The 12224-nt window shown below is 30.7% G+C and carries 9 protein-coding genes and 1 pseudogene; 4 read left to right on the forward strand and 6 right to left on the reverse strand.

Translation table 11 applies throughout. From position 1 onward, the window contains the following. Both B5E92_RS15445 and istB read left to right on the forward strand, forming a co-directional pair. A pseudogene (locus B5E92_RS15445) lies at positions 1 to 258 on the forward strand (hypothetical protein); the annotation flags it as partial. Beyond that, positions 245 to 1003 carry an IS21-like element helper ATPase IstB gene (gene istB, locus B5E92_RS01035; protein WP_087285701.1) on the forward strand — a complete coding sequence of 253 codons (759 nt, stop codon included), beginning with the start codon at positions 245 to 247 and terminating at the stop codon, positions 1001 to 1003. The pseudogene B5E92_RS15445 and the gene istB, both read left to right, overlap by 14 nt. A 282-nt stretch (positions 1004 to 1285) precedes the next feature. Here the strand turns inward: istB and B5E92_RS01040 are convergent, their stop codons facing one another. The 4 genes from B5E92_RS01040 to gltB form a co-directional block, all read right to left on the reverse strand. Then, positions 1286 to 2959, reverse strand: coding sequence for an AAA family ATPase (locus B5E92_RS01040; RefSeq protein ID WP_087298564.1), 1674 nt, complete (start codon positions 2957 to 2959; stop codon positions 1286 to 1288). Positions 2960 to 3344: 385 nt separating this feature from the next. Then, positions 3345 to 3668, reverse strand: a complete 324-nt coding sequence (gene tnpA / locus B5E92_RS01045; RefSeq protein ID WP_087298565.1) for an IS200/IS605 family transposase — start codon at positions 3666 to 3668, stop codon at positions 3345 to 3347. Positions 3669 to 3853: 185 nt separating this feature from the next. Beyond that, positions 3854 to 5335, reverse strand: a complete 1482-nt coding sequence (locus B5E92_RS01050; RefSeq protein WP_087298566.1) for a glutamate synthase subunit beta — start codon at positions 5333 to 5335, stop codon at positions 3854 to 3856. 2 nt (positions 5336 to 5337) lie between these two features. After that, positions 5338 to 9849, reverse strand: coding sequence for a glutamate synthase large subunit (gltB, locus tag B5E92_RS01055; RefSeq protein ID WP_087298567.1), 4512 nt, complete (start codon positions 9847 to 9849; stop codon positions 5338 to 5340). 293 nt (positions 9850 to 10142) lie between these two features. On the opposite strand from gltB, the gene pduL reads away from it, so the two are divergent. Then, entirely contained in the window at positions 10143 to 10715 is a 573-nt protein-coding gene (gene pduL / locus B5E92_RS01060) for a phosphate propanoyltransferase (protein ID WP_087298568.1), read from the forward strand. Between the two features lie 72 nt (positions 10716 to 10787). Then, positions 10788 to 11426: a DUF4230 domain-containing protein gene (locus B5E92_RS01065; RefSeq protein WP_087298569.1), complete on the forward strand. Its 639-nt coding sequence runs from the start codon at positions 10788 to 10790 to the stop codon at positions 11424 to 11426. Positions 11427 to 11496: 70 nt separating this feature from the next. Here B5E92_RS01065 and B5E92_RS01070 read toward each other — a convergent pair whose 3' ends face one another. Both B5E92_RS01070 and B5E92_RS01075 read right to left on the reverse strand, forming a co-directional pair. Then, complete coding sequence (locus B5E92_RS01070; RefSeq protein WP_087298570.1) at positions 11497 to 12009, reverse strand: AraC family transcriptional regulator; 513 nt, start codon at positions 12007 to 12009, stop codon at positions 11497 to 11499. Beyond that, the gene (locus B5E92_RS01075; protein WP_087298571.1) at positions 12002 to 12202 is read right to left on the reverse strand and encodes a hypothetical protein; all 201 of its coding nucleotides are present in this window, start codon (positions 12200 to 12202) and stop codon (positions 12002 to 12004) included. Before B5E92_RS01075 ends, B5E92_RS01070 begins: the two co-directional genes overlap by 8 nt. Between the last annotated feature and the right edge of the window lie 22 nt (positions 12203 to 12224).

Genomic DNA, 12224 nt, shown 5'->3' on the forward strand with positions numbered 1-12224 from the left:
CTATTCCAGTATAAATACAATAAATATTCCCTACCACAAGAATATATTGGAAAACGTGTCGGACTAGCGGTCCAAAACAAAGAACTTCTTATATATTATAACGGAAAAATTATTGAAAAACATCCTATTACTAATAATAAATTTAATATAAAAGAAGAACATGAACTTTATTATAAGAAAACAGATAAGCAGGCAGTTAAAGAAAGCAATCAAATAATATTAAAAGAACTGGAGAATATAATTTATGACAATGACTAATGATGTACTGGAACAATTGAATTATTTAAAACTGAAATCAGCATATTCATATTTAAATTCATTAGTAATGAATAATGAAATAGCTGAAGAAGAACTGCATGTAATGCATAAGATACTGAATAAGGAAGTGATAGCTAAAGAGGAGAATAACAGACTTTATAATGTAAAAGTAGCAGCATTTCCTTTTCTAAGAAAAGTTGATGATTATGATTTTAATTTTCAGCCAGGTATAAAAGAAGAAAAAATAAGATCCATTATTGAATCGGATTTTTATGAAAATGCTACAAATATCGTATTTGTAGGTAACCCTGGTACTGGAAAAACACATTTGGCAATAGCAATTGCATATACAGTAGCTATAAGAAGAAATAGTGTATATTTTATTAAATTTAATAAATTAATCAATATACTAAGACAGGCATATAATGAGGGGACATTAGAAAGAAAACTAAGACTCTTTTATAAGTATAAGCTGCTAGTCATTGATGAAGTTGGATTTAATGAAATAACACCACTGGAAGCTAAATTATTTTTTCAATTGATTGATTTAAGATATACTAAACGATCTACTATTTTTACAAGCAATATTTCATTTGATAAATGGCCACAGATATTAGGAAATGATGAAATGATAACTAAAGCCATATTAGACAGGATTCTTCATTATTCATATTTATTTAATATCACAGGTCCATCTTATCGAATCAAAGATAAATTAAATCCTAAAAAAACTGAGAACACTTAATTGCAACAAATTGGTCAAATTATCTTGACTTTTATATCTTATGACTTCGTGTTGTTTTGCACACTCATCCCCGCTATATGCCTGATATGATTCGTGTTCCTCGGACCGGAGTTTTGCCTCCATCTTCTTTCAGATTCCACCTCACGGTGGACACCCTTGATATTGGCTAGTGGTTGGCAGTTGCGACATCACCCCCACAGTGGACTTTCACCACCTAGATATATGCCATGCCCGGCATACAAAAAGACAATTCATTTGATCATGAATTGTCTTAATAATTGTTTATGCCTTGGTAATTATACATTGTTTTTTATAAAAAGATATTCCATAGCCAATTACATTTTCATATCCTTCATCAACTAATCCTTCAATATATCGTTTTTCTATAATCTGATTACTTGCCTCTTTGCTATCTTTCCTTAGCTCTTTAATACTGCTTGAATGCTTGCATTCAATAATAATCGCTTGATCATCAATATCCATTGGCAATATTGCTAAATCAAATCTCCCTTCTCCACTTTCTCGATTTGATTTAACCTCATAGCCATCCACATTTAAAAATCCTACCATAAATCCATGATAAAAACTTTCATAATTATCATAGTAGCTAATACTACTTTTTAAAACCTGATTCAAAATCTTTTGTGCATCCTTCTCTTTGCCATCAAGTAGTTTATTTATAAACTCATTTCGATTTTCTCTTTGATATCCTTCAAACCATTTCATAAAGATATTTTCATAAATCTTTTTTACTTCTTTATTGGGAATGACCAGTTTATAGGTATCTTCTACCAGTTCATTATTTTCATATACTTTTTCTTTGATTTTTAAATATCCGGTAAACAATAGAAAACTGTAGATATCATCATTCATTGAATTTTTAAAACTCATTTCCCGATACGTTAGTTCCGGTACGATCTTTTTGATGATGCTTTTTCCATTGATCAGTTCTTCAAACTCTTCTTTCATTGTAATCGTACTGTTTTCAATATACTGTTTTACTAGATCATTGCTGCTGGTATTGGCCCAGAAGGATATCGCTTGATATTGATTATCTGATAAAACTTTTTTGATATAATTTAAAGCACTCCAGGGATTATAGATTTCTGTTTCACCAAATAAATAACCATCATACCAGTCTTTTATCTCATTTCGTTTATCGATAAGATCATAATAATCTAATAATTTATCGATTTCTTCCTGGGTAAAACCAAAACAATCTGATGCTTCTCTATCAGTAATATTTCTAACTATAAAATTATTAAGACCGGTAAAGATGCTTTCTTTTGATATTCTAAGACATCCAGTCAATACCCCTCTTTCCAGGGCATCATTGGTTTTTAAAGCTGATGAAAAGACACTTCTTAAAAAATCTACCATTTCATCATAATAACCATGATTATAAGCACTTTGTAATGGTACATTATATTCATCAATTAATATTATTACTTTTTTTCTATAATATTTATTTAAAATTATACTTATATTATATAGTGCTTCTTTAATTTCGTCGAGATTTGCATTTACATTATAATATTTTTCCAGCCAGCTTTTATCTCTATAATTCAATAATGGACTATCAATAATCCTATCTATATATTTATTTATGATGCCTGATATAATTGATGAAAACTTATATATTTGTGATTTAAAATTATTATTATTCATATCTTTTAAAGTCAAAAAGATAACCGGATACTGATTTTGATGTTTTAGGATTTCTTTATCTTTTGATATATTCAATCCTTTAAATAAATAACTGTTTTCTTTTTCCTGATTTGAAAAGAAATAATAAAGCATGCTTAGATTCAATGTCTTTCCAAATCTTCTCGGTCTGTTATACATCATTACTTTATCAGATATTACATCTTCAATAAGCATTGTTTTATCTACATAATAATAATTATTATCTATTAACTCTTTAAAATTTTCAGTTCCAGTACTTATTCGCTTCATGCTTATCCCTCCAACAGTAATTTTATTATTATGTTATTATTGTATCATAACCAATTTTAAAAGTCATTGAATTGAAAATTACAGCTATATTCACTAATTATCATAATATAAACTTACTATTATTTTTCTTATCTATTTTATAATTTTCAACAAATTTTTATTAATTTTGGATTTATCTAAACTTGATCGCATGGCTGTGTCTAATGGTTAATCAAGTCAAATTTTATAAATAAAAACTGTACATTTATAATCATAATAATTATTTTTCAAAATAAATATCCACCGGCCTAGCCGGTGGTTTTACTTATGCGGGCATAGTCCTGCTCCCAAAGCGCATGTCTGAAGACACTCCTTATGCCTTACGGCTACCGCATGCACCTTGTCGTTATTTACCCTTAAAAGGGTCTTCAAAATCCAGAGTTAGTTGTTCCCCTTCTTGATCCTCTTTCAACTGATTTGAGATATACTCCCTAATTTTTTTTGTATTTTTCCCCACTGTATCTACATAATATCCTCGGCACCAAAATTCTCGATGTCTATACTTATATCTTGCATTCGCCCATCTTTCAAATATGATTTGGCTACTTTTCCCTTTTAGAAATCCCATAAATCCTGAAATACTATATTTTGGTGCAAATACTACATGATATTTGCATCTCCATTTTGTGTGTGATAAACTATGTAAGTCATCTGAATATTGTTTATTCATTTGTCATTCCTCCGTGTTATTTTATTTGCAGTTGGTAGCCGCAAGTATATTATAACATGGAGGTTTTTCATTATCACTCCACTAAAGCTTTTATACACCCCCAGCCTAGCTGGGGGTTTTATTGTGTTACAAAAAGACTGTTGACAAAATATAGTCAACAGTCAAACATAATATATGCGAATCTTTTATAAATTACTATATCCCATTAAATCAATATCAACACTACGAGCTACTTCACGACCTTCTTTAATAGCCCAGACTACTAAAGATTGTCCGCGTCGCATATCACCTGCAACATATAAGCTTTTAATATTAGTTTGATAATTTTGATCACTTAATACATTTCCTCGTGGCGCTACTTTTATACCAAAAGCTTTAGCTACATGATCTTCACAGCCAATAAATCCTGCCGCTATTAATACTAAGTCTACATCAATAGTTTTTTCGCTGCCACTTACTGGTACCATTTCTACACGTTTAGTTTCTTTATTTTCTTTTGGTTCTAATGATATCAATATTGCCTGTTTAACGTTACCTTTTTTATCTAAGATAAACTCTTTGACTGTTGTTTGATAACAACGAGGATCATGACCAAAAATGGCAATTGCTTCTTCTTGACCATAATCAGTCTTTTTAATTCGTGGCCATTGTGGCCATGGATTATCTTCACTACGGATTTCAGGTAATTCTGGCATCATTTCTAATTGCATAACACTTTTACATCCTAAACGAATCGCTGTGGCTACACAGTCATTACCAGTATCACCACCACCAATAACTAACACATTTTTATCTTTAGTATTTACATATTTTTGATCTTTTAAATCACTATTTAATAATGATTTTGTTACCATCGTTAAATAATCAACGGCATAATATATTCCTTTACCTTGGCGACCAGGTACGTCAATATTACGAGCTTTTCTTGAGCCACACGCTAAAATTACACGATCATATTGATTCAACAGCTCTTTTACCTGTTCTTTAGTTTCAATACCACAATTAGTTTTAAAAGTAACCCCTTCAGCTTTCATTATTGCTACTCGACAGTCAATAACATCTTTTTCTAGCTTCATATTAGGAATTCCATACATTAATAAACCGCCAATACGATCATCTCGTTCATATACAGTAACTTGATAACCACGTTTATTTAGCTGATCAGCAGCAGCTAATCCTGCTGGCCCAGAACCAATTATTGCAATTCTTTTATCGATTCTTTGTTTTGGTGGACATGGTTTGATTAAACCTTTTTCATATGCATCTTCAATGATACCATGCTCATTTTCTTTGACTGTTACTGGCTCACCATTTAAACCACAAGTACAAGCTGCTTCACATAAAGCCGGGCAAACACGAGAAGTAAATTCTGGAAAATTATTAGTTTTCAACAATCTAGATAAAGCCTGTTTATAATTATTGTGATAAACCAGATCATTCCATTCTGGTATCAAATTATTTAACGGACAACCAGAAACCATCCCCTCAAGCATTTTACCTGATTGACAAAATGGTACACCACAATCCATGCATCGTGCTCCTTGACAGGCTTGTTGGTCTTTATTTAAATGAATATGAAATTCTTTAAAATTTGAAATTCGCTTTTGAGGTTCTACTTCCTCACTTACCTTACGTTCTATTTCTAAAAATCCAGTTGGTTTTCCCATGTTTACGCCTCCTTTCTAACTTCATTAAAAGCTTCTATTTTAGCTTGTTCATTTGATAAACCTTGCTTTTCATAATATTTTATTAATTCAATCATCCGTTTATAATCATGAGGTACAACTTTTTTAAACAAGGTAACTTCTTGACCAAAGTTATCTAAGATTCTTTTAGCAACCGCTGATTTAGTATGTTCATAATGTTTTGAAATCAATTTTCGTAACTGCTCTTCATCATATTTACTAGTTACTGCACTATACATAACTAGTTCCTTGTTGATTCGTGAATATAAACGATTATCAGGATCATATACATAGGCAATTCCTCCTGACATTCCAGCAGCAAAGTTACGACCTGTTTTACCTAAAACAACAACTAAACCACCTGTCATATATTCAAGGCCATGATCACCTACTCCTTCAACAACTGCTGTTGCTCCAGAATTACGTACAGCAAAACGTTCTCCTGCAATACCATTGATATACGCTTGTCCTGATGTTGCACCATACAAAGCAACATTACCAACAATAATATTTTCTTCAGCATTAAAATTAGAATTATCTGGTGGTACTACTACTAATTTTCCACCTGATAGACCTTTTCCAAAATAATCATTACTATCACCATGTAATGATAAAGTTAATCCTTTAGGGATAAAAGCTCCAAAGCTTTGACCACCTGAACCATAACAGTTAACAGTAAAGGTATCATCATCTAATTTATTATTATATTTTTTGGTAATTTCTGATCCAAATAATGTTCCTAAAGTACGATCGATATTTGATACTTCAATATCTATTTGCGCTTTTTGATTATTTTCTAATGCTTGTTTAAATTGTTTTAATAAGATAGTTGTATCTTTAACTTCATTTAGTTTAAAGTCATAATTATTTTTTGGATTATGATGAGTTTCTTTTGAATTAACAAATGGATTATTGATAATCTTTGATAAATCAACATTTTTAACATCAGGTCTTAATTCTAATAAATCACTACGTCCTACCATTTCGTCAATTGTTCTAAAACCAAGCATCGCCATATATTCTCTTAACTCTTGAGCTACAAAGCGCATAAAGTTTTCTACATATTCAGGTTTACCGGTAAATCTTTTTCTTAAAATTGGATTTTGAGTAGCAACGCCTACTGGACAAGTATCTAAGTTACAAACTCTCATCATGACACATCCCATCGTTACTAACGGTGCTGTTGCAAAACCATATTCTTCAGCACCTAATAATGTAGCGATAGCCAAATCACGACCAGTCATTAATTTACCATCAGTTTCTAAAACTACGCGTCCTCGAAGATCATTCATAATTAATGTTTGATGAGCTTCAGCAAGACCTAATTCCCAAGGTAAACCGGCATTATAAACTGAATTTCTTGGTGCTGCTCCAGTACCACCATCATAACCAGAAATCAATATAACTCCAGCACCAGCTTTAGCAACACCAGCAGCTACAGTTCCAACTCCAGCTTCTGAAACAAGTTTAACTGAAATTCGAGCATCTTGATTAGCGTTTTTCAAGTCATAAATTAATTGTGCTAAATCTTCAATAGAATAAATATCATGATGCGGTGGAGGTGAAATCAAACCAACGCCTGGCGTACTATGACGTGTTTTAGCAATCCATGGATAAACTTTTCCAGCTGGCAATTGACCTCCTTCACCTGGTTTAGCTCCTTGAGCCATTTTAATTTGAATTTCTTTAGCTGAACATAAATATTCTGAAGTTACCCCAAAACGTCCTGAAGCAACCTGCTTAATTGCTGAACATTTACTATCACCATTTTCATCAGGAATAAAACGACTAGGATCTTCGCCACCTTCACCACTATTTGACTTCCCTTTTAAGCGATTCATTGCAATTGCCATTGTTTCATGAGCTTCTTTAGAAATTGAACCATAAGACATTGCTCCTGTTTTAAAACGCTGAACAATTTTTTCAACACTTTCAACTTCATCAATAGGAATTGATTTAGTCTTTTTAAACTGCAATAATCCTCGTAAATTTAAATCTTTTCCTTCTTCATCGATCATAGCTGAATATTCTTTGAATAATTGATAATCACCTTTACGCGTTGCTAATTGTAGTTTATGGATCGTTTGTGGATTATATAAATGTTCTTCTTTTCCACTACGTTCTTTATGATCACCGCGACTATCTAGTGTAATATCAACCCCAAGTCCTAATGGATCATAAACACGACTATGACGATAATCAACATCATCTTCAATATCCTTAATTGTTTTTCCTTCAATTCGAGAAACTGTTTTTGGGAAATATTTATCAACAAATTCTTTTGCTAGTCCAATTGCTTCAAAATTTTGAGAACCGCGATATGATTGAATCGTTGAAATTCCCATTTTAGAAGCAATTTTAACAATACCATGTAAAATTCCCTCATTATAATCATCAACAGCTGCATAATAGTCTTTATCCAATAAACCTTCATCAATTAATTCAAAAATAGTATCTTGAGCCAAGTAACCATTAACAGCACTAGCTCCATATCCAATCAACGTAGCATAATGATGAACTTCTCTTGGTTCTGCTGATTCAATAATCAAAGCCACAGACATTCTCTTTTTAGTATTTACTAAATGTTCATTCATAGCAGCTACTGCTAATAATGAAGGAATTGGAACATGATTTTCATCAACGCCACGATCAGATAAAATCAAAATATTAGCACCACCATGATAAGCTTTGTCCGCTTCAACAAACAATTTATCTAAAGCTTTTTCAAGTGAAGTATTTTTATAATATAAAATTGATAATACGGCAACTTTAAAACCATCTTTTTTAATATTCTTTATTTTCAATAAATCAGTATTACTTAAAATTGGATTTTCAATTTTAAGTAAACGACAATTTTGCTCATTATCATTTAAGATATTTCCTTCACTACCAATGCAAAGTGATGTTGAAGTAATAATTTCTTCTCTAATCGCATCAATTGGTGGATTGGTAACCTGAGCAAATAATTGTTTAAAATAGTTAAATAATGGTGGATGTTGTTTTGATAATACCGCTAATGGTCCATCATTACCCATTGCCACAACTTCTTCACTACCATTTAAAGCCATCTTTTTAATATAAGTATTTACATCTTCATAACTATAACCATATATTTTTTGTAGTTTGGTCAATTCATCACCTTGATAACGTTCTACACGAGCATTAGGAATACGCATATCTTTTAGTTTAATTAAATTGCTTTCAAGCCATTCACCATATGGTTGTTTATGAGCATAACTTTCTTTTAAATCATTATCTTCAATTAACTTACCAGCTTTAGTATCTACTAATAACATTTTTCCAGGACGAAGTCGATCTTTTACTACGATATCTTCAGGTGGTATATCCAAAGCTCCGACTTCTGATGATAATACTAAATAATCATCTTTAGTAATATAGTAGCGTGATGGTCTTAGTCCATTACGATCTAAAACTGCCCCCATTACTTCACCATCACTAAACAAGATTGAAGCTGGACCATCCCATGGTTCCATTAAAGTAGAATTATATTCATAAAAATCTTTCTTTGCTTGTGACATGCTTTTGTCATTTTCAAACGGTTCTGGAATACACATCATAACTGCTCGTGGTAATTCCATCCCAGACATTACTAAAAATTCTAAAGTATTGTCTAACATAGCTGAATCAGAACCATCAACATCTACTACTGGATACACCTTATTAGTATCTAATAAATCTGTTTCCATAATTTCTTCACGGCAAAGCATGTTATTAGCATTTCCCTTGATGGTATTAATTTCACCATTATGAACTATAAAACGATTAGGATGGGCTCTTTGCCATGATGGCATGGTATTTGTTGAAAAACGCGAATGAACTAATGCAATAGCACTTTTATATTCTTCATCTTGTAAATCAACAAAAAATGAACGTAATTGACCAACTAAAAACATTCCTTTATATACAATTGTTCGTGATGAAAAAGAACATACGTAAGTATTATCAAAATTACTTTGTTCAAATATTCTTCTTACTTGATAAAGCTTACGATCAAAAGAAATTCCTTTAGCGACATCTTCTGGTTTCTTTATAAAACATTGCCAAATTGAAGGCATTGCTTCTAAAGCTTTTTTACCTAATACCTCAGGAACTGTCGGCACCTTTCGCCAACCTAAAAATTCCATTCCTTCTTTTTTCACAATTGTTTCTAACATTCTTTTAACTCGATTACGTAAATGTTCTTCTATTGGTAAAAAAAGCATTCCCACACCATAGCATCCTTCTAATGGTAAGGAAAAATCTTTAATAGTTTTCTTAAAATAACTATATGGTACTTGAGTTAAAATTCCAACACCATCACCAGTTTCCCCTAAAGCGTCCTTACCGGCACGATGTTCTAATTGTTCAACGATTTTCAAGGCATTACTTACTGTTATATGCGTCTTTACTCCTTTTATGTTGACAACAGCACCAATACCACAATTATCATGTTCAAAAGATTTGTCATATAAGCCAAGATTTCTATTTTCGTTCATATCGGTTCCCCCTTTTTTTGTAGCCTCATAATACACTATTTCGATTAAAGTGTAAAGATAGGTGTTATTTTTAGGAATTTCCTAATTTTATCGTATTTTAGCGTTATTTTATGCCATTTTTATTGCAAAACAACTATTTTTTAGCACTGTTAATAATTATTTTTTACTAATTTAATAAATTTTTCTATTTAAAAAAATTTAATTTTTTTTAAATTTTTCACCCTTTTTCTACTAACTTCTTGAAAATAACATTAAAAAGAGTAATATATAATAAAGAAAAAGGAGAATTAACTATGGCAAAAAAATTTATCGTAGAAACTTCAGCAAGACATGTTCATTTATCAAACAGCGATCTTGAAACATTATTTGGTAAAGGTTACCAATTAACAAACAAAAAAGATTTATCTCAACCAGGGCAATTTGCTTGTGCAGAAAAAGTTACAGTAGTTGGTCCAAAAGGGGAACAAAAGATGTCAGTTTTAGGTCCAACAAGAAATGCTACTCAAGTTGAAATTTCATTAACTGATGCTCGTTCTTTAGGTTTTAATGCTTTAATTAGAGAATCTGGAGATATCGAAGGAACTGCTGGATGTAAAATTATTGGACCAGCTGGTGAAGTTGAAATTCCTTGTGGTGTAATTGCCGCAAAACGTCATATCCATATGACACCTGCAGATGCCAAGGAATTTGGGGTTAAAGATAAAGATGTTGTTAGTGTAAAAATCGAAACTGAAGGACGTTCATTAACTTTTGGTGATGTAGTATGTCGTGTAAGTGATAGCTATGCCCTTGCAATGCATATTGATACTGATGAATCAAACGCTGCTGGATGTGGTCGTGAAGTTTATGGAACAATTGTTGAATAAAAAAGCCTAACGGCTTTTTTTTATCGTAACTTCTGTCGAATTATGTTATAATCCAAAAGTGTAGGTGATATGATGAAAATTTTAGATATGTTAGGTAAAACAAAAAAAGCAATTGGTGGTTTAATTGCCATTTTCATAGTTTGTGCATTGATCTTTTTTGCAGGAACTAGATTTGCAAGTAATAGTGATGAACCAGAAATCACTTCAACTGGAATCACTCAACAACTTCAAGATATTGAAGAATTAGCCACTTTATCATATAACTATACTAAAGTTGGTGAATTCTCTAATAGTTTACAATTTAATGGCTGGGATATTCCATTAACACAAAAAAGTTTTTTAATTACATATGATGGACAATTAAAAGCTGGAATCAAAATGGATAAAATCAAAGTAGATGTTTCTAATGACAATATTACTGTTTCCATCCCTGATATAGAAATCTTAAGTAATGAAATTGATGAAAGCAGTATTGAAGTTTATGATGAATCACGTAATATTTTTAATCCTATTTCTGTCAATGATTATGCAACTTTCGCAACTAGTCAAAAAGAAGCTGTTGAAGCTGAAGCCATTGAAAATGGTCTATTGTCTCAAGCAGCTACTAAGACTCAAGATACTATAAAAAAATATTTAAATGCTATTCCAGGCATTGAAGGTAATTATCAAATTGATGTTAAGTTTATTGAAAGTAACAGTGATAAAAAATAACTAATACTTTATTAAAAATATTTATAGTCAAAAAGATTTCTCTTTCATTTTATAAGAGAAATCTTTTTTATTAAGCACTTTTGCTTTTAGAAGATTTAATATGATTAAAAGTTGCCTGATTTATATACTGCTTTAATGTCATATTTAAATTTTCTTTAAATAATTTACGCACATAACCTTCAGAAATATTAAATTTTTGACTAATCTTTGATACTGTTAAACATTCATCATCATTTTCATCGATAAATCTCAATATTTCAACAATCATATTTTTATGTTTAGTTTCGATAACATTTCTTTTTTTACAACTTAAATTTTCCAGTAACAAAAAAACAAGCATTTTAATATAACTATTAATTCTAATATCATCATCATGGCTATCTGTATTATAAAATCTGATAATCTCTAATATTTTTTCTAAAATAATTTTATTTATATAATCATCAGGCTGTCTAAAATATATTTTATCAATATCTCGATAACACTTCTTTAAATAATCATAATCTATCTGCAATGTATAACCTTTGTAATACTCTTGCATAAAATCAGGTTGAATTTCATGTATTATCTTAGAGTTAATCACATAGTTTTCCAGCAGTTATTGTTTTAATATCACCATCGATCCATAAATCAAAATTACCATATAAAGGTACTAATATTTCAACGCTTTGATGACAATGTTTTCCAATGGCTTTACCATTAAAATTTTCAAAATAAAAATCATGTAATTTTGTTGGTAAATTATGATTATGCTCTATTTTTTCATACTTATACATTATTTCACCTTCATTTATTTTC

The organism is Erysipelatoclostridium sp. An15 (assembly GCF_002160675.1).
Lineage (GTDB): Bacteria > Bacillota_I > Bacilli_A > Erysipelotrichales > Coprobacillaceae > Thomasclavelia > Thomasclavelia merdavium.

Coding starts and splice junctions, on each gene's coding strand:
- B5E92_RS01075 (WP_087298571.1), bottom strand. CDS start 12,202: ATGTATAAGTATGAAAAAATAGAGCATAATCATAATTTACCAACAAAA.
- B5E92_RS01040 (WP_087298564.1), bottom strand. CDS start 2,959: ATGAAGCGAATAAGTACTGGAACTGAAAATTTTAAAGAGTTAATAGAT.
- B5E92_RS01050 (WP_087298566.1), bottom strand. CDS start 5,335: ATGGGAAAACCAACTGGATTTTTAGAAATAGAACGTAAGGTAAGTGAG.
- istB (WP_087285701.1), top strand. CDS start 245: ATGACAATGACTAATGATGTACTGGAACAATTGAATTATTTAAAACTG.
- pduL (WP_087298568.1), top strand. CDS start 10,143: ATGGCAAAAAAATTTATCGTAGAAACTTCAGCAAGACATGTTCATTTA.
- gltB (WP_087298567.1), bottom strand. CDS start 9,849: ATGAACGAAAATAGAAATCTTGGCTTATATGACAAATCTTTTGAACAT.
- B5E92_RS01065 (WP_087298569.1), top strand. CDS start 10,788: ATGAAAATTTTAGATATGTTAGGTAAAACAAAAAAAGCAATTGGTGGT.
- tnpA (WP_087298565.1), bottom strand. CDS start 3,668: ATGAATAAACAATATTCAGATGACTTACATAGTTTATCACACACAAAA.